Origin of the sequence: Limosilactobacillus sp. DJ3M12, assembly GCF_947381695.1 — a bacterium.
GTDB lineage: Bacteria > Bacillota > Bacilli > Lactobacillales > Lactobacillaceae > Limosilactobacillus > Limosilactobacillus kinnaridis.
Map to the genome: position 1 here is coordinate 82,977 of NZ_CANCWY010000001.1, position 18,911 is coordinate 101,887.

Sequence of the window (18,911 nt, forward strand, 5' to 3'; positions counted from 1 at the left end):
AAAAATGCTGAGAAGAGTAAAGACGTTACGTTTTCTGCGAAATGAAGTTGTATTAATTACTGGTGGTTCAAGTGGAATCGGCAAAGAGTTGGCTTTTGAGGCAGCTCGTCGTGGTGCAATTGTTGTTGTTGTTTCTCGTAACCTTGAGAAGTTGCAAGAGGTAGCCAAGAAATGTTTAATTTTATCTGGTCGGCCAGCATTTGCTTATCAATTGGATGTCACCGACCCTGATCAGATTGATGATGTGCTTTCGAAGGTTCAACATGAAGTAGGAGGAATCGATGTATTAATTAATTCTGCTGGGCTTGGTGACTTTATTCCCGTAGTTAAGGAATCTTACAGCTCAATGGAAAAAATGGTACATACGAACCTCTTAGCCTTAATGTATATTAGTCGGTGTGTAGCTAAACAAATGATGGATCAAGGGTATGGGGCCATTATTAATATGGGTTCATTAGCTGGTAAATTACCTACACCAAATAGCGCTGTATATTCAGCAACGAAGGCTGGGGTAATCCAGTTTGATAACGTTTTACGAATGGAAGTTGCTGATTATGGTGTCCAAGTGTTGACAGTTAATCCTGGCCCAATTGATACACCTTTCTTTGATAAAGCGGATAATAATTATACGTATCGGGCCCACTTACCAAAATGGATATTTATCTCTCCTGAAGACTTAGCTCGACGAATTTGGAATAATGTTGGGTATAAGACGAGGGAAATTAATGTTCCAGGATATGTGGCTTGTCTTGGCTGGGCTTACCAAGTTATTCCCGGTTTAGGTGACTGGGCAATTAAAAAATTTTTTGATTTCCAACAGGATAAGAAGAACTTATAATATGCTCCCTTATTTTCGAGAGGTTACAGAATTTAATAGTCTTTTCAAAAAATGAAAGGGGCAAAATAAAAGAGACTGAGTTTATCCCAGCCTCTTGTTTAATTTTGGCGTTGAAATGGTGGTTAATTTTAAATGATTGATGCAAAATTTAAGTGGGAACTTGCCGATAATGCTTCCTCAGCAACTGTTGATAATCTTGAAAAAGAGTTAGGCATTTCTAGAATATTGGCAACCTTATTAGCTCAGCAAGGAATCGATTCAACCGAACAAGCAAAAAAATTCTTTGAACCATCGATAGAAGAGATCCATGATCCAACCTTATTGCATGATATGGATAAAGCAGTTGAGCGAATTGAGCAGGCAGTTGAAAAGCAAGAACAAATTACTATTTATGGTGATTATGATGCCGATGGAATTACTAGCACATCCTTAATGTATGAAACGTTATTATCTATCGGTGCCAATGTTAATTATTATGTCCCAAATCGGTTTACAGATGGATATGGGCCTAACATGGACGCTTACCAACGCCTTATTGATAATGGTACCCAGCTTTTTATTACGGTGGATAATGGCGTTAGCGGAAAAAATGTTATCGATAAGGTAATAGCAGCAGGAGTAGATGTTGTAATTACTGACCACCATGAGTTGCCTGCTGACTTGCCTAATGCGGTTGCGATCGTTCACCCTCGTTATCCTGGTAGTAATTATCCTTTTCCTGATTTGTCAGGCGTTGGTGTTGCATTTAAGGTGGCTTGGGCTTTAACTGGTGAGTTTCCTGTTGAAGAACTGGACTTAGTTGCAATTGGTGAAATAGCTGATGTAGTAAACGTTACGGACGAAAATCATGCGTTAATTTCCTATGGCATTCAGCAATTACGACAGGAGATGCGTCCAGGATTAGCGGCTTTAATGAAATTAGCTGATATTAAAGCTAACAATCTAACTGATCAGGATATTGGATTTGGAATTGCACCACGGCTAAATGCGCTTGGCCGAATTGCTGATGCTAATGATGGAGTTAAATTACTGACGAGTTTAGATGAGAATGAATCACAAAAATTAGCTAAAGAGGTAGATCAGGCGAATAAAGAACGTCAGAACCTAGTTGCTGATATTATGAAAGAGGCAGAAAAACAAGCTAATAGTTCAGCTAACCAGCAGAAAAAGACCTTATTAATTGTTGGAAAAGGTTGGCATCAAGGCGTATTAGGAATTGTTGCCAGTCGGATTATGAATGAGACTGGAAAGCCAACAATTGTCGCATCAACTGATCAAAATAATCCGACCTTAATAAAAGGATCTGGTAGAAGCGTTGACAGTTTTAACCTGTTCAATGCCTTGGAGGCTCATCGTGAACTATTTACGACATTTGGCGGGCACCCTGCTGCTTGTGGTCTTTCTTTTGATTCGAAAAATATTGTACCTCTGCAAATAGCCTTGGAAGAAGAAGCAGTCAAACAAAAATTTGATCCAACGGTAAAGCAACCTCTTCCAATCGCAATGAAACTTGTACCAGCTGATGTTACCCAACAGTTATATAACGATATTCAACGGGTTGCTCCATTTGGTCCAGGAAATATGGAACCGGTTTTTGAATTAAATAACGTTAAAGTTGTCGATGTCAAAACAATGGGACAGGAACACCAGCATTTAAAATTTTCGATTGTAAGTGATAAAAAAAATCTAACAGTCGTTGCTTTTGGTCAAGGAAATTTGGCAACACTATTATCCGCGCCAACCGGACAAATTAATTTAGCCGTTAAAGTTAGTCTTAATGAGTGGCGTGGTAAAAAAAGTGTCCAACTGATGTTAGAAGATCTCCAAATTAATGGAACGGTAATTATTGATGAACGAACGAATAAACTAACTCCTCAGCTTTTTAGTTCTTCAGATTATTACATTGTAAGAGAGCCAAGATTGCGAGAAAATATTGCTCCCCATGTGGCTCCTGGCTATACTTTATCGATCGAAGAAGCAATTAAGACTGATTTTTCTGGTCAACAAGTAACGCTGGTTGACTGCCCATCTAGTGAAGAAATGCTAAAACGGATTTTTGCAGAGGATGAAGAAGAACCAGCAACTATTCGCTTATTACTGTATCAGCGAAAAAGTGCCTATTTAGCTGGACTGCCAACACGGAATGATTTTGCACAGCTTTATCGATTTATTTATAAGCAAAAAGAATTAAAATGGCCCATGCAAGCTAAAGCAGTTAGCAATCATTTAAAGATTAATATGGATCGATTAAATCTAATGATTCAAGTGTTTTCTGAAGCAGGATTTGTTACAATAAAAGATGATGTGTTAAAGTTTAATGAGTCAACTAATAAGACTGATTTAACGCAAACTAAACGTTATCAAAAACAATTAGCACAATATAAAGTTGAACAACAGTTGCTTTTTAATGATGCTGCAACGGTTGCTAACTGGTTATTGAAATATTTAAATTTAGAATAAGGAGACTATTTATCTCATGGCTTTAGACCTTTATAAATACGTAGCTAGTGTTCCTGATTATCCAGAAAAGGGTATTATCTTTCGAGATATTTTGCCATTAATGGCTGATGGGGCTGCCTTTAAGCAAGCTACTGACGAATTAGTTGATTATGCTAAGGATAAAAAGGTAGATATGGTAGTAGGACCAGAAGCGCGAGGTTTTATTGTTGGGTGTCCTATTGCTCGCGAACTGGGTGTTGGATTTGCTCCAGCACGTAAAAAGGGTAAGTTGCCAAGAAAAGCAATTAGTGCATCTTATGACTTAGAATACGGAACAGCTACCTTGCAAATGGAAGCCGATGCAATTAAACCGGGACAACGGGTTCTTGTTGTGGATGATCTCTTAGCTACAGGTGGAACAATCTCTGCAACAATTGATATGGTTGAACAAATGGGTGGTATTGTTGTTGGCTGTGCATTCTTAATCGAATTAAAAGATCTTCATGGTCGCGATAAGCTTAAAGATTACGATATGAAGGCATTAATGGAATTTTAATTAGGAGGAGGCTGGGGATACTAGCCTTTTTTCTTTTTAAATTATAGTTGTATATATAAAATGAATGCGGGACAATAACATTACGTTGATAAAAAGGAGCCAGTTAATTTATGATTTTCTTAGTAATAATGGGAGCCTTATTTTTGATTTTGGGTGGTTTTTATCTTGCTAATTCATGGCAACAGTATCGCGAATGGAAAAGCGGGACAATTATTGTAGTATTGAGTATTATCGCAATTGTTTATGGTGTGATTAATTTACCTTATTTTCATCATAATAATTCTGCTAGCTCAAGCCAAAGTACTTCATCTTCACAAGTGGCGCGGTCCAGTAGTTTTTCATCATTTTCAAATGGATTAGCGATTGGCAATTCAAGTGCAAATGAAGCGCAACAAGAAAGTAAGACAATGGCTGTTTTGCGTCAAATGCAAAAGGGTTATTCAAAATTAGGTTCAGTTGATTATAACGAAGATAGTAAGACATTCCAGATCACGCCAACTGATGATAATACGGTTGAAGCATTGAAAGCTTTAGCGCAAGATCCAAGTCAGGCTGAACAAATGGGCTGGCCTAACTTAACTAAGTCGATTAAAAGCAATTCAGGGCAAGTAGAAAAAGCATTAGGTGAAGGATATTCAATTAGTATTATGAATCCAAGTGATTCTAGTCAGGCGTTGTATACGGCCAAAGATGGCAAAACTACATACGATATTGCTAATCAATAAAACTAAATAACCTAAGATTAGTTCAAGACAGATTGGGGCACTTAATAGGTGTCCTTTTTTGTGTAATAAAAAAGCTGATATATCAACGTTTTAACAACGATTGAATATCAGCAAAACTTTAGATAAAGGAGACAAGGGGACTTCTAATAATTTGAAAAATTCTCCTATAATCCTTGATATTAAAGGGTTTTAAAAATATTTAATTGAAATTTGAGAACATTTTGAGAACATTATACTAAACTATCGGCGAACTTATCGGCGATTCCTTGTTCTGGTTCAGTATCTGCATTAATATAAACTTCAAGAACAGTTTCCATTGTATCGCCTAATCTATCTGCTATTAATTTTGGCTGGGTACCAATAGAAGCCAAATGTGTAGCATGAGTATGACGTAATCCATGGAATGTAACTTTCTTTAGATTATTTCTAACAATTACTTTATTTAACGGCTTGTCCAATTCTGCACCTAAAACAATTTTATTTTTAGTGTAGGTAGAGAAAATCAATTGCTCTTTTTGGTGTGGGTTAAAACCTAGTTTAGTTAAAATATCTATCTGTTGCTGTTTCCATCTTTTTAGATAGGAAGCAGTTTTTTTATCTATTGAAATCCAGCGATAAGAGTTAGCGGTTTTAGGGCTACCAAGATAGGGATGTTTTGCGTTCTTAATAGCCTTATTAATATGGATTATTCCACCGCTTTTTGTAAATTTAACATCTTGCCACGTCAAGGCTTGAAGTTCTTGTTTTCTCATGCCAGTAAAAAGGGCTAACCATAGAACCATGAAAGCACGAGGATTTTTTTCTTCGTAGTCTTTTTTTATACACTTGATAAAATTGTGAAGTTGCTTTTCATTAAAGAAATTATTGTTAGTAAATGTTTTGTCATGTTTTTTACGGGGCTTTACTATAGAATTCATTGGATTAGTTGGGATCGCTCTTAATTGTACTGCGTAGTCTAACATTCGCTTAGTATAGTTAAAAGGGTCACTCTTTACTAACTCTTCTTTCCATTTGGCAGCAACATCAGTTAGTAACTCAATACTAAGATCAGCAACTTTATAGTTTCCAATGCGGGGTAGAATGTGATTTTTAATGATTTGTTTTGTTTTATGAATAGTAGAATTTTCTATCCCGGTCTGTTCATATACTGGCAACCATTTTTGGGATAGCTCTTCAACGGTCATATTACGGTTATCCATTTGACCGTATTTTTTAAGCTCCACAGCTTTTTCCTGTTCCCACGCCACAGCGTCCGATTTTAATTTAAATCCTCGCTTACTGGTTGATTTACCGTTAATGCGGTATTTAACGTACCATGTACCATTTCTTTTATCTTTGTATACTGACATTTTTACTTTCCTCCTACAATCGCACAGCTGGCTGGCAAGAGATTGTAGAGAAAGGTTTAAAATTATTTTTTTAAAATTTTAAAATATCCGTTATCATTTAAAAACTGTGTAAGTTTTTCTTTGAAGGGTGGTAAATCTTTGCGGAAAGCAGGATAGCGATTTGCCTCTTCGTCAATAATTAGGCTTAAATACGTATTTGCAAGTAATTCAAATTGTTCATTAATTTGTTTAAAATTCATTTCATTGGTAATTGGTACGCCGGTAAGCAATCCATCTAATGTATTCCAAACAAATTTTTTAAGTTGTTCATGTTCTTTGTCATTGCTAGATTCATCTGGGTACACAAGATGATCATAATTATCAAGCAAAACAGCAGCTAATAAATGTCTTTTTATGTCGTCACGCCCTAACCCACGTTCAATAATACTTCTATCATTTTCAATATGAGCAGCTTTCTTTTTGAGAGATACGGAATCGAGTGTTGCTAAATCATGAAAGGTAATATTGTTGGGAATTCCATAGACTAGAAAATCTAGAGGAACATCTAATGTTTGAGGTAAACTGTAAAAAATCGAAGCAGGTATAACCCGCTGGCCACGTTCATAATTCCCCAAGGCTGGTTGTGATATTCCAATTTTTATTGCTAAGTCTTTTTGAGTCATCTTTTTAGCTTTACGAATTAGCGCAATGTTAGAACCTATTTTCTGGTCAGACGAAATTTCTTTCACATTAATTCCTCCTTGTATAGTTAATATATTATACATAACTGAAAATAACAATACAAAACACAATATATTTTATTTTGTTGTTGCATAATGTTTCATTATGTTATATATTTGAATTACGGTATGAAATAAAGAGGTGATAATAATGAGTACAGCTATTTTAAATCAGTTCATTGATCAGTTAGCTGAAGCTGTGGCTAAAAAGCTAGAGAACAATAATTTGCAAGATGCTAAGACTGTTAAAACCGAACCAGAGTTTATGAACAAGGGCCAAACTGCGGATTATCTAAGTGTTTCTCGAACAACTATTGATCGATGGATTAATAATAGAAATTTTCCTTCAACAAAAGTTGGCGGTAAATACTTATACAAGCGTGAAGAAGTTGACCGTTGGGTAAAAGAAAATTCTAAGTAATAATCGCACAGCTGGCTGGCAAGTGATTGTAGAGAAATAAATGGTTTAATCAATGAGGAGGTGAGACATATGTTACAAAAAATTGATGGTAAGATTTTAGCTTACTGGTGGACTTCACCAGATCAACGCCTATGGGCTTATCTAGCAACATTTTTACCATTGCTGGGTATTGTTGTTGCAATTAGTAACTTATTTTAAGGAGTAATAAGAAATGAGTTTATACACTAAAAAATTTGAAGAAGAAATATTAAGTAAAAGAATTATTGATATAGAAGACAGGATTGTTAAAGCTGGCAGTTATATAAATTCAATTACTGAAGATTGTTTTGAAGGTACTATCACTAAAGAAAATGGAGAAATAATTGCAGATGATCCGATTTCCTCAGCAGATGAAATTATTAAGGTCGCTAAAGAAATTAAAGATTTAGCAATTCAATATAAAACTTTAACTGATTTTGAAAACGACTTTATGGATGGTAATAAAAAAGCCGTTGATAGTGAGAACGCCAATTCAGACACTAACAACGACTAAATAAAACTTAGAGAATTAAATTTAGCTAATAAAAAAGCCAACAATCTTTACGGAGGATGTTGGACAAATTGCTAATATTTAATTCTCTTTCATTCTAACATGAGTGGAGGGTTTAAACAATGGAAAAAGATAAGAACCAAGAACTAGCGTTTGAAAATCAGTTATGGGAAGCAGATTCCAATATTGAAGAAACAACCGGAATAGCTCAAGCGCTGTATGATCAGATAAATGATGTTGTTGCTCCAATTATACGAGTAGACAATTATGCAGCAATGAGTGATGAACAGATGTCAATGGTTGCGCAAACAGTAATATCACGTAAAAAAGCATTATTAGCACTATCTAATATTTTGCTGGATAAGTTAGATCAAATTCATGATCAATTGCAATAGATGGGGTGTGATTAATAGTGTTAAGTTTTGAAGAAAAACTATCTGTTAACCCTTTATTAGATAGTGACAAGATGGAAAAAATTATTAATTCAACGTCACATCCCCTTAATGAGTACGCAAAGAAACAGTTTCAAAAAGCACTTGAATACTATAACGATGATTACAAGGTTATAGAACGGGCTGTTAGTAGTAAAAGTAGTAGAAAATTTATTGCTCTTTATAAAAATAATGAGGAAATAATTTCCTACTACCTAAATAAATATCATAGCGTTAAACCTGCTATTGGTGCAATGTGTTTTTATCTTCTCTACTACACAGGGGATGACGTTAAACAAGTTAACCGGATACTGCACCGTACACCACTCTTTAAGTATTGGAATAATGCTAGTCAAAACGAAGATCAATCAATAGTCGATTGGGACAATATATACGAAGAAACAAGTTTAGACGGGAAAAGCTTTGAATATATCAAAACAAAAGGCGAAGTAGAGATTATCAGTCTTAAATACAAACGCTAAATTACCATGTAAAGAGAGGGAAAATATGGCTAATATTGATGACTTAGTAAATAACAATAGTTTTCCAGAATGGTTAACTGTAAGTGATAAAGGAAATAAACTGGTTGATGAAATTAAGTTGGCTAAATATTTAGAAAAAAAGTATCACTTTACATCCAACCAATTTATAGAACACGGCTATTGGTTCGATCCTAAAAGTAGACAATGGAAAAATTACGCTGATTCAGTCATTGAAAAATCAATCAAAAATGAAATTGTACCTCATGGAATATGGAGAACGAACTTATTAGCATCGGTTTCTAAATTAATTGCCTTAGATTCACAAGAAATTGTAGAAGACAATCCATTTGATCAACCAGCACCTTATAAAGCAGTGTTTGGTAAACACACTTACAACTTGATGACGGACACTTTAGAAGATAATTCACCAGAGAACTATCTTTTACAAAATAGACCATATGAATTAGAAACAAAAGGAAAAGCTACAACGTGGAATAAATGGTTAAAACAATCATTAGTACCCTCAACTAAAGAAATCCGTGATGATACTGGAAAACTACAAGATGAATATGACCTAACAGCAATTGAAACAGTAAAAGCCTTTATTGGTTTTGCTTTAGCAGGTAGTTTTAAGGACTTTCAAATTTATATGATTCTATACGGGTTGGGTGGGGATGGTAAATCTACATTTCTAAATAAACTAATGGAGTTAATAGGGAAGCCTAACGTTTCAAACGTTTCTTTAGAAGCATTATCCGACCAAAAAGAAGCTAAATTTGCTACTTCTCAGCTGTATCATAAAGCTGCTAATGTTTTTGCTGATATAAGCCCCAAATTTATGGAACAGACTAATATTATTAAAACATTAACTGGTGGCGACGCTACAACAGCTCAATTTAAATATAAAGATCCATTTAAACTTGAAAATGAAGCTAAATTAATTTTTAGCGCTAATGATTTACCAGCCTTCAATGATTTTACAGACGGATTTAAAAGACGACCAATTATTGTAACGTTCCATAAGATTAAACATTTTAAAGAGCAATTCAAAGAGCAAGACTTTAAAAGAGAAATGCCAGCATTTGCCTATGAATGCTTAAAATCTTATAAAAAAGCACTTGATTCTGGTAAGTTTCCAGTGACTGAATACATGGAACAGCAAAAGCAAAGCTGGGTAAATGCTAATGACAATATCGGTAATTGGATTAATGATTGCTGTACTACAAATGAGAAAGATAAAGAAAAATCAGTATATCTATATGATAATTACAAAGAGTATTGTAAAAATACTGCTGTTCCTTGTCTTAGTAATCGTAAGTTTGCAAAAGAGCTAATAGCACGAGGATACAAACACACTACAGTTAAGATTAACGGTAAAAATGTTAAAGGTTATAAAGGGATTGCTCTTCAAAATTAGTTATAGTTTTATATTTATCGGTTACCATTGCAGAAGTTCTTATAAAGCTTGATATAAAGCTATTTAAAGGTAACCGAAAGCATTTTGAGGTAACCGATAGTTTCGGGTTACTATATTAAGTAACTGCAATGTATCGGTTACCTTTATATCCTATCGGTTACCATATAAATGTTGATATAAAGGCGATTGTGGGTACTTGAAACGGGGTAACCGATAAAAGTAAAAACTATTTTCAATTGAAGAGATGAAAATTAACGATTAAAACTGCAACATTGATACAAAATAGTTATAAGCGCTGTTATATCAACGTTTGCTCATGTATCACTTTATGTATCATTTTTAATATATGTATCATTTATTGATAAGTTATGAAGTGCAAAAGTGATACATACTGCAAAACTGATACATAAACCGATACATGATGAAAGCTTGTAATATCAACGTTTATAGACAAAATGTATCAATGTATCACTTTTTTACCCGTACTTTTATTTTGAGGCAGTGACCACATACCACCGGATAGGTGAAAAGCCTATTAAGGAGTTAAAAATAAAGTAACAGTAGATTTCACTAGAACGGCTGCAAACGTTCTACTATTGCTTGTATCTGCAAGTACAGGCAGAAAGGAATAATTAAATGCGAAGTAATAAATACGCAATTACACGATTAAAGCATAAGGTCACATTCGGTCATGAAGGTGGTACGGGGAAACGTAACCCGAATACTGGTAAGATCATGACAGGTTTTGTAGGAGATGTGACAGTACATTGTGGTAACTATTCAATCAGTGCTAGTCAAGCTATTAGTGAGGCAGGTAGTTCAATTACCGATGATGTTATATTGGTAGTTCGTCACAAGAAAGATTTAACGGATATGAAGAAATATCCAGAAGCACAATACAATGGCAGTATCTATAAAGTTGCTGGTTGGTCAATTGATGATGAATTACTGGCTTATGATACTGTAACCTTACGTAAACTTGATAGTCATAAATAAGAGGTGAGTTGAGAATGAGTAAATTAACTGTCAACACACATCCAGAATATAACGACTTTATTAATACAATGATTGAGGTAAGTTGTGAAGATCCTTCTAACTATCATATGTATACTACGCTTTATAGTTTAAGGTTAGTCTCAGCAGATGGAAGACCATTACCACTAGCAATTGATTTAGGTTTACCAGACAACCCAGAACTAGCCCGAGACATTGCACGTGTAGCAGTATGTAAGGACGCAGAGGAAAGTCGCAAAGATTGGTTAATTATCGCAAGGTATACAGCAAGTGAATGTAATCCTTATAGTGCTAATCTACCAGAGTTAGAAGCTTGTATGACAAGAACGGTTAATGATATTAAAGACTGGAATATCAGCAAGCTAAAAGCATTGAGTAAAGTAATAGAGATTATTAATCTGTAAGTTATGAAGGTATCGTGTTATGCGGTACCTTTTTTCATAGGAGGTTATCAAATGAGTGTAGTAAGGTTTTGTAGTGCTGCTGGTTGTCGAGAGGTGATTCCAGTAGGTCAATATTTTTGTAAAAAACATCAATATCTACAAAAAGAATATGAAGACAAGCGTAAACATTGGCAACGAGATAACTATAAAAAGATGACCAAAGAACAGAAACATGAATACAACAGAAAAGTATACAAAAAGCGAATGGAAAGAAGCGCCAAAGCTCCTCATGACTATAATAGATTCTACAAAACGAGTAAGTGGGTTAAATTAAGCCGTCAAACGCTCCAGAAAAGCCCAGTTTGCGTTGTATGTTTGCGAAAAGGAATAGTAAAGAAAGCTGATTTAGTCGATCATATTGTACCTATACGTGAAGACTGGAGTAAAAGACTGGATCCAACTAATCTACAATCACTTTGCTATCGTTGTCACCGAGAAAAGACAAGAAAAGATCATCAACGAGAAAGGAAAATAAATATGAATAGCTGAAATAATTTTAATACCCCCGCCATTGGTATAGACCGGTAGGAGCTGTAATGGTGGGGGTTTCTTTTTAAAAAATTCTCCCTTTACAAAAAAACGCCTTAAAATCCGAAGATTTCAAGACGTTTCTTTTTATTTTGTATGGTTTTCTTTTCAACTTTATTAAATAATTTAGAGCCTCAAATGTCAAGGATTTTTTATTATAACTTTTAGGCATTGAACTTAACAAACTATTCAAATATGGTATAATAAGGGTTAAATAATACGATAATTGAATATGAAATGATGTTTTTTATTTTTTTAAACAAATAGTGACATGGTGTCACTAAATAAATAGAAGGAGGTTAAATAGTTGGCTCAACCAATGAAGACCCGTCCAGAAGGTCATATTACTAAGGCAGAAAAAGCACAACGTGAAGAAGCTGAAAAAGCATTGGCAGAATACCCAAACTTAACATCTCACGCCCCAAAATGGCTTGATGATGTAGCTAAAAAAGAATGGCGTAGGATTGTCCCACTCTTAAAGAAAAGCGCCCCTGTTAGTGAACTAGATGTTAGTTTAATCGCTACTCACTGTACTTTGTATTCAACAATTATCAAATGTACTAAAGAGATTGATCGTACTGGGGTAGTTATTGACACAAAACGAGGATTACAGCAATCGCCTTACTACATGGCACGTGACAAGGCTATTAAAGAAATGAAGTCAATTGATAGTCAAATGGCACTTAGCCCACAATCACGGGTGCGCCTAGAAGTCCACAAGGCAATGAGTGAAGAAGCGCCTGCTGATGAGTTTGAAGAGATGCTGTCATAATGGATAGAGCTATTCAGTATGCTAATTCAGTTGTTAAAGGTGAGTTAATCGCCGGTAAGTTAGTTATTCATGCTTGCCAGCGCTTCTTAGACGACATGAAAAAGCAAAAGACCGATGACTTTCCTTATTATTATTCTGAAACGTATGCTGGTAAGGTTATTAAATTTGTTGAGAGCTTACCACAAACAAACGGTGAACCATTGAAGCTAGAGCCATTTGAAGTGTTTATCTTATCTAATATCTATGGTTGGCGACAGGTAGACGATAATTCATTGCGCTTCAATCGGATTCTATTAAGTGAAGCCCGTAAAAATGGAAAGAGCTTCTTACTGGCAGCGATTGGCGTTGTGTCTCTTCTAATGGAAAAGCAACCAGCCCGTAACCGACAAATACTATTTACTGCTAACAGTTCCCAGCAGGCACACCTTGCGTTTGATATTATGAGTGACCAACTGGAAAACTTACGGCGTAATTCAAAGTATTTAAGGCAACGGGTGAAAATCAATAAGCAACGGGTGACAGATAAAAAGACAGGTTCTTTTGCAATTCCACTATCTACTGATACCCACAGTACGGACGGTTATAACCCGACACTGGGCGTAGTCGATGAATATCACCAAGCTAAAGATAACACTATTCTAAACGCCTTGAATTCGGGTATGGCTCAACAAGACAATGGTATTCTAGCGATTATTTCTACTGCTGGTTTTAATCTTAATTCACCCTTCAAAAATGAATGGGACTATGCAGCCGATATACTTAACAGCAAAATTAAAAATGATCGTTACTTTGCGGTTATGTATTGCCTTGATAAAAAAGAAGAAATATTCGACCCCACAATGTGGATTAAAGCTAATCCATTAATGAGCAACCCAAAGATTGCTAAGACAATGAGAGAACACATTCAAAATGATTTAGATGTAGCAACCAAACAAAGCAACCTTAATAATGTTCTCGTAAAGAATATGAATATGTTTGTACAGCAGAATGAGGATTCCTATATTAGTACCCAAGACTGGGAACATGGACTAATTGAAGAAGCTCCAGATATTCACGGTAGAGATGTTTATATTGGTGCTGATTTATCAAAAAGCCGTGACTTAACAGCGATTAGTTGGTTAGTACCACTTGATGACGGTAAATTCTTTGCTGATTCCCACGCCTTTGTTTCCCGTTATGGTGGTATTACTACTAAGTCAAAACGTGATGGTATTGATTACAAGGCGGCAGCAGAACGGGGTGAATGTACAATCAGTTCACTAGAAAGTGGTGTGATTGATTATGATTCCGTTCACGACTTTGTAATGAAGTTAATTGGCAAGTATGATCTTAACGTTAAATTTTTAGTGTTTGACCCTTATAAGTGGGAAAACCTTGTCGACCGTTTCAAGCTGCCACAGCTTCAATTGACACAATCGTATAAGAATTTATCAATACCAATTGGAACGTTTAAAGAACAACTAATCACTGGCAATATATTGCACACTAATAACCAGATGTTAGCTTACAACGCAGGTAACGCAATCTTGAAATATAACTTTAATGGTCAAGCGTTATTAGACAAGACTAGAAAGCAAAATAAAATAGATTGCCTTGCTGCTCTTATGGACGCTTGGGCAGCTGGCTATGATTACTTCACTAAGAGAGAGGAGCAAAAACGTACCAATGAATATTATGAAACTGCTAAAAATCTTTTCTAGCTATATTAAGCCGATTTTATTAATCGTTGGTGGCTTATTTCTAGCAATTAGTGTAGTTGGTCTAGCTGGTTGGTTGTATGGACTTGGTTTCCTTGGTATAGAGTTAATCACTCTATCTTTTATGATCAACTATGCAGATAATCACGGATAAAGGAGGGTAGATAATGAGCTTATTTAGTAAAAGAACCACAACTACAAGCGCCCAAGACCCCTTCTTAGACGCTCTAGTAAGTCTTTCTAGTAATGACTCTAATAGTTACGTTAGTGCTTCGGCTTTACGTAATAGTGATATATTTGCTGCAATTAGTTCTATCGCTGGTGATCTTGCCAGTAATCCGATTAAGTCTAGTTCTAGCCTATATAACAAGATGATTAATGATCATCCTAACGAGTTAATGGACGGCAGAAGTTTCAAGTACGTCCTAGCGGTTGAAATGCTATTAAATGGTAATGCGTTTGCCGAAATTGATTTAAGTTCACACACGCTAAATTTTATTCCTAACAATAAATTAACTGTCCAGCAAGATGATGTAACGCAAAAGCTGACTTACACATACAGCCCAGATGGACGTATTAAGCGAGTAATTGCCTCTTCTAACATCTTACATTTTAAGTATTTTACCCGTGATGGTTTAGTCGGACTATCGCCACTGTATGCGCTAAAAGATGAAATGAAGATACAGGCGGCTGGAAACAGGTTAATGACTGGATTCTTTAATAATGGAATTCATGGCACAACAGTTGTCCAAGTCCACCAAGCTGATCTTAGTTCGGATGGTAAAGAGAATATTAGAAAACAATTTGATGAGGCAACTACCGGTAATAATTCACTTAACACAATTGTTACTGATGATGGTATGGATGTTAAAAGCCTACCACTTAATACAGACGTGTTGAAGCTAGTAAATTCTAATGACTGGAATACCCGTCAAATTGCGAAAGCGTTCGGACTACCACCCGAGCGTTTAGGTGTAGAAAACGAGCATAGCAACCAACAACAAAGTAACGTTCAGTATTTACAAGGTACTTTACAGCACTATGAAGATTGCTTTACTTCTGAATTGAACTACAAGCTAGGGCAAGATTTTAGCTTTGATAATAGCAAGCTATTAAGCCTTGACCCGTCCGCTCAACAGCAGATGGCAGTTGATGGTTATGTTAACGGTATCTACACACGCAATGAAGCCCGAGCCTTACTTAATTTAGTGCCGGTAACTAATGGAGATAATTTTATTGAAAAAGAAGGAGGAGTTACAGCCAATGGAGAAACGACTAACAACTAACGCAGGTTTACAAACGGTAAGCCCTAAAGAAGACCCAACAAAAGACCAGCAAGATAACCAAGATGAAACGCAAGCCTCACAGCCTAATACAGTTGAAGGCTATGCGTTACTCTTTAATCAACCCAGCAAGGACTTAGGCGGTTTTGTTGAAGTGATTGACCCTAGCGCCCTTGATAACGTAGACCTATCCAATGTAGTTATGCTTGATCAACACGACTACACTAAGCCACTAGCAAGCGTTAAGGCTGGTTCATTACAACTTGATGTGGACGATAAGGGGCTTCACTTCAAGGCAACTATTGACCCAAGTGTAAGTTACGCAAGTGACACTCTTAATAATGTTAAGAATGGGAACATTAATTCTATGTCTTTCCGTTTTGATGTTGATGATGGTTCTGACAGTTGGACACGTGACGATAACGGACAAATTACACGCACCGTTAATCAGATTAAAGATTTATTTGAGGTTTCAACCGTTACAGTGCCTTCATATGATCAGACAAATGTTGATGTAGATAAAACAAGCATTCGTAGTTACAACCAATTTATCGAAAGTGAGGAACATAATAAAATGCAACACACAATCTTAGACCCCAAAAACAATACAGAACAACCAGCTAACGCCTTTGAAAGCTTCATTCGTTCACGTGGTGAAACCCGTGACGGATTAACAACTAAGGGGGCAGAAGCTGTTATTCCAGAAGAAGTTGTTACTCCAGTACTAGACTTAAAGAACAGTGCTTATAACTTAGCAAAGTACGCTACTGTAAAGACTGTAGGGACTGGTTCCGGTCATTATCCAATCGCTACCCGTTACAATACAGCGGTACTTACTACTAAGGAAGAACAAGCAGAAATTGCTGATGTAGACGCTAATATGTTTGAAGATGTGAAGTTTGATGTAAAGACCCGTGCCGGTAAGATTGCACTATCAAATGAAGTTGTTGACGATTCAGAAGTTGATATTGTATCTGAAGTAAAGAACCAACTTCAAAAGTTAGTTGATAACACTGATAACGCTGAAATTATCAAGGTATTACAAGGCGATAACTTTACTAAGAAAACCGTAGCTAATGTTGACGACTTGAAGCAAGTATTCAACGTTGACCTTGACCCAGCCTTACAAAGTACTTCTACATGGTTAGTAAATCAATCGGCTTTCCAAGTATTAGATACTTTGAAAGACAATGAAGGACGTTACTTATTACAACCAGATGTAACCGCTCCTAGTGGATTTTCTTTACTTGGCCAACCCGTTGTTAAGATTAGTAATAAGTTCTTACCAGATAACACAGACGGTTCACATCCAATGATTTTAGGTGATATTTCAGAAGCGGTAGCAGTATTCCGGCGTAATCAAGTTACAGCCCAATGGGACAAGTTCGATAGTTACAGTCAAGGCTTATCTGTTATCGTCCGTAACGACTATCAACCAATTAGTAATGACGCTGCTTTTAATCTCTCTTTAGCCACAACTAAGGCAACCGAAAGTAAATAATAGCTACTAGCACAGGGTGGGCAATATCGCCCACTCTTTTTTTATGAGGTGTATTAATGCGAAAAGAAGTAAAAAGTCTAGTAATAGTAATACTGAAAGATTATCCTTCAATTAATAAGAAACTAAAAAGCCGTAAGTTTGAACTAATGCACCCTATCCACAAAAGAGATGAAAATGTAGGTGGTGGACGTGCTATCAATCGACCATGGACTTATTACGATGATATGTTAATAACCATTGACCAAGATAGATATATGCACCGCTTAAAACGTGAGAAAGAAGCTATTGACTTAGCATTACAAGACGCTGGGGACTGTACCCAGAAGATAATTAAAGAATGCTATTTTAACCCTAATCATAAGACGATAAAGAACCTAGTAGCAACTGGCGATATATGGTGTAGCACTACAAAAGCGTACAAGTTACGTGATCAATTTATAGTAGATGTTGCTAAAAAGTTAGACCTAGATGTGTTTTAAAAGAAGGTGAAATTAATGAAATTTGATGTAGAGCAGTGGGAAGTAGACAACTTTAAGCAAGCCTTATATCTTGATGGTGAAGAAGAAGATCAATTAATCAAGGATTATCTAAAGAATGCTAAGGCTTATGTACAAAACGCTGTAAACCCAACAGCAGACTTAACCCAGTATGAACAATATACATTCGCCGTTCAGATGTTGGCGCAATTTTGGTATCAAAATAGAGGTATTGACATGACGAATACCCCTTACCAAGTGTTAAGCATGATTCAGCAATTGCGGGGGCTTGTATAGATGAATAGTATAGTTTATTGCTTTATATGCCTAAAACGTATGGTATAATTAATAGTGGGAAGTGAGTAAAACTTCCCATGAACATTAAGTGTTCGGAGCAATACAGCCGGCATTACAGTATTTATTTTCTTTCAAGCCTTGTAAACTCCTTCCAGAATATAGCTATCAAAGTCACCATAGTAGAAAGTTTTATTCAATTGGAAAGGGGATGGTTATATGGAAATAAAGTATAACCGTTTTCTTGTCGCTTAGTTAAGCGATAGGAAGTATAAAGTCGTGACGGACAAGAATACAACGGTTTCTTTAATGTGTGGACTGACTAATGTTGTTGCTTGGTTAGTGCTTAATGTCTATTAGGCATATTTTGTTGAGTGTGGGTTAAAGTCTTTAATGGCTTTCTTATTTTTAATTTGGTAGAATAAATATCCATATTTTCCTTAGTCGGGCTTTAATTAGTCCGGCTTTTTTTGCTCTCAAACGAAATGAAAAAGTATAAAACGGGTGATTGATCATCTTGCTTTGTTAGAGAAGGAATTAAACCAAGGGTAGTGTTTCCAGAAATCGAGAAAACTCTTTTTGTGTAAGGATAAATAAAAAACGCCACGTAAATTGTGACGATTGGAATATGTATTTAAATAAGTAGATATGTATCTTGCCAGCCAGAAGATATTGAGAACATTTTGAGAACAAAAAGTGATATATGTTGAAATGTTGTGATAAATTAAAGGGCTGTTAAACCGCTATATAAAGCAATTTGAACAACCCTTTAACATTCTGATTAATTATCTAAGGAGACAAGGGGATTTGAACCCCTGCACGCTTTTACACGCCTAACGGTTTTCGAAACCGTCCTCTTCAGCCACTTGAGTATGTCTCCATTTCAACTATATTATTGTAACAAAAAAATTGTAAAGCGTAAAGAGAATATCAATCAAGGAAATAGCTATTTAATAATTTTGCAGAAATGATTTCTTGCTGATATGATATTCTAATA

At 35.7% G+C, this 18,911-nt stretch carries 22 protein-coding genes and 1 tRNA gene; 20 read left to right on the forward strand and 3 right to left on the reverse strand.

Annotation, left to right across the window (positions count from 1 at the left end):
• The first annotated feature begins 4 nt into the window (after positions 1-4).
• From QOS06_RS00415 to QOS06_RS00430, 4 genes are all read left to right on the forward strand, one after another.
• Positions 5-838 (forward strand): SDR family NAD(P)-dependent oxidoreductase, encoded by an 834-nt coding sequence (locus tag QOS06_RS00415; RefSeq protein WP_085678222.1) that lies wholly within the window; start codon positions 5-7, stop codon positions 836-838.
• Positions 839-970: 132 nt separating this feature from the next.
• Positions 971-3,298, forward strand: coding sequence for a single-stranded-DNA-specific exonuclease RecJ (gene recJ / locus QOS06_RS00420; RefSeq protein WP_085678225.1), 2,328 nt, complete (start codon positions 971-973; stop codon positions 3,296-3,298).
• A gap of 16 nt (positions 3,299-3,314) precedes the next feature.
• Positions 3,315-3,833, forward strand: a complete 519-nt coding sequence (locus tag QOS06_RS00425) for an adenine phosphoribosyltransferase (protein WP_003671181.1) — start codon at positions 3,315-3,317, stop codon at positions 3,831-3,833.
• A 110-nt stretch (positions 3,834-3,943) separates the two neighbouring features.
• The gene (locus QOS06_RS00430; RefSeq protein WP_085678228.1) at positions 3,944-4,558 is read left to right on the forward strand and encodes a DUF308 domain-containing protein; all 615 of its coding nucleotides are present in this window, start codon (positions 3,944-3,946) and stop codon (positions 4,556-4,558) included.
• A gap of 230 nt (positions 4,559-4,788) precedes the next feature.
• Here the strand turns inward: QOS06_RS00430 and QOS06_RS00435 are convergent, their stop codons facing one another.
• Both QOS06_RS00435 and QOS06_RS00440 read right to left on the reverse strand, forming a co-directional pair.
• Positions 4,789-5,907, reverse strand: a complete 1,119-nt coding sequence (locus tag QOS06_RS00435; protein WP_283595273.1) for a site-specific integrase — start codon at positions 5,905-5,907, stop codon at positions 4,789-4,791.
• Between the two features lie 62 nt (positions 5,908-5,969).
• On the reverse strand, positions 5,970-6,635 hold the full coding sequence (locus QOS06_RS00440; protein WP_283595274.1) for a helix-turn-helix domain-containing protein: 666 nt from the start codon (positions 6,633-6,635) through the stop codon (positions 5,970-5,972).
• Positions 6,636-6,777: 142 nt separating this feature from the next.
• On the opposite strand from QOS06_RS00440, the gene QOS06_RS00445 reads away from it, so the two are divergent.
• From QOS06_RS00445 to QOS06_RS00520, 16 genes are all read left to right on the forward strand, one after another.
• A complete protein-coding gene (locus tag QOS06_RS00445; RefSeq protein ID WP_283595276.1) occupies positions 6,778-7,047 on the forward strand; it encodes a helix-turn-helix domain-containing protein in 270 nt (89 codons plus the stop codon).
• 69 nt (positions 7,048-7,116) lie between these two features.
• Complete coding sequence (locus QOS06_RS00450; protein ID WP_263862111.1) at positions 7,117-7,245, forward strand: hypothetical protein; 129 nt, start codon at positions 7,117-7,119, stop codon at positions 7,243-7,245.
• Positions 7,246-7,258: 13 nt separating this feature from the next.
• The gene (locus tag QOS06_RS00455) at positions 7,259-7,579 is read left to right on the forward strand and encodes a hypothetical protein (RefSeq protein ID WP_003668227.1); all 321 of its coding nucleotides are present in this window, start codon (positions 7,259-7,261) and stop codon (positions 7,577-7,579) included.
• A 119-nt stretch (positions 7,580-7,698) separates the two neighbouring features.
• Positions 7,699-7,971 carry a hypothetical protein gene (locus QOS06_RS00460; RefSeq protein WP_168240260.1) on the forward strand — a complete coding sequence of 91 codons (273 nt, stop codon included), beginning with the start codon at positions 7,699-7,701 and terminating at the stop codon, positions 7,969-7,971.
• A gap of 17 nt (positions 7,972-7,988) precedes the next feature.
• The gene (locus tag QOS06_RS00465; RefSeq protein ID WP_003668224.1) at positions 7,989-8,489 is read left to right on the forward strand and encodes a hypothetical protein; all 501 of its coding nucleotides are present in this window, start codon (positions 7,989-7,991) and stop codon (positions 8,487-8,489) included.
• Positions 8,490-8,514: 25 nt separating this feature from the next.
• Positions 8,515-9,906 carry a DNA primase family protein gene (locus tag QOS06_RS00470; RefSeq protein WP_283595279.1) on the forward strand — a complete coding sequence of 464 codons (1,392 nt, stop codon included), beginning with the start codon at positions 8,515-8,517 and terminating at the stop codon, positions 9,904-9,906.
• A 636-nt stretch (positions 9,907-10,542) separates the two neighbouring features.
• Entirely contained in the window at positions 10,543-10,902 is a 360-nt protein-coding gene (locus QOS06_RS00475) for a head-tail adaptor protein (RefSeq protein WP_283595280.1), read from the forward strand.
• A 14-nt stretch (positions 10,903-10,916) separates the two neighbouring features.
• Positions 10,917-11,324 (forward strand): hypothetical protein, encoded by a 408-nt coding sequence (locus QOS06_RS00480; RefSeq protein ID WP_283595281.1) that lies wholly within the window; start codon positions 10,917-10,919, stop codon positions 11,322-11,324.
• A 51-nt stretch (positions 11,325-11,375) separates the two neighbouring features.
• The gene (locus QOS06_RS00485; protein ID WP_229288833.1) at positions 11,376-11,852 is read left to right on the forward strand and encodes an HNH endonuclease signature motif containing protein; all 477 of its coding nucleotides are present in this window, start codon (positions 11,376-11,378) and stop codon (positions 11,850-11,852) included.
• A 346-nt stretch (positions 11,853-12,198) separates the two neighbouring features.
• A complete protein-coding gene (locus tag QOS06_RS00490; protein WP_273774687.1) occupies positions 12,199-12,663 on the forward strand; it encodes a phage terminase small subunit P27 family in 465 nt (154 codons plus the stop codon).
• The gene (locus tag QOS06_RS00495; protein WP_283595282.1) at positions 12,663-14,363 is read left to right on the forward strand and encodes a terminase large subunit; all 1,701 of its coding nucleotides are present in this window, start codon (positions 12,663-12,665) and stop codon (positions 14,361-14,363) included. Before QOS06_RS00490 ends, QOS06_RS00495 begins: the two co-directional genes overlap by 1 nt.
• Positions 14,329-14,514 carry a hypothetical protein gene (locus QOS06_RS00500; protein ID WP_152701323.1) on the forward strand — a complete coding sequence of 62 codons (186 nt, stop codon included), beginning with the start codon at positions 14,329-14,331 and terminating at the stop codon, positions 14,512-14,514. Before QOS06_RS00495 ends, QOS06_RS00500 begins: the two co-directional genes overlap by 35 nt.
• Before the next feature lie 13 nt (positions 14,515-14,527).
• On the forward strand, positions 14,528-15,646 hold the full coding sequence (locus QOS06_RS00505) for a phage portal protein (RefSeq protein WP_283595285.1): 1,119 nt from the start codon (positions 14,528-14,530) through the stop codon (positions 15,644-15,646).
• Positions 15,624-17,144, forward strand: coding sequence for a phage major capsid protein (locus tag QOS06_RS00510; RefSeq protein ID WP_283595286.1), 1,521 nt, complete (start codon positions 15,624-15,626; stop codon positions 17,142-17,144). Before QOS06_RS00505 ends, QOS06_RS00510 begins: the two co-directional genes overlap by 23 nt.
• A gap of 56 nt (positions 17,145-17,200) precedes the next feature.
• Positions 17,201-17,623: a DUF722 domain-containing protein gene (locus QOS06_RS00515; protein ID WP_168240269.1), complete on the forward strand. Its 423-nt coding sequence runs from the start codon at positions 17,201-17,203 to the stop codon at positions 17,621-17,623.
• A gap of 15 nt (positions 17,624-17,638) precedes the next feature.
• The gene (locus QOS06_RS00520; protein WP_152701327.1) at positions 17,639-17,917 is read left to right on the forward strand and encodes a head-tail connector protein; all 279 of its coding nucleotides are present in this window, start codon (positions 17,639-17,641) and stop codon (positions 17,915-17,917) included.
• A 789-nt stretch (positions 17,918-18,706) separates the two neighbouring features.
• On the opposite strand, the gene QOS06_RS00525 is transcribed toward QOS06_RS00520, so the two are convergent.
• Positions 18,707-18,794, reverse strand: a tRNA-Ser gene (locus QOS06_RS00525).
• Positions 18,795-18,911 lie beyond the last annotated feature (117 nt).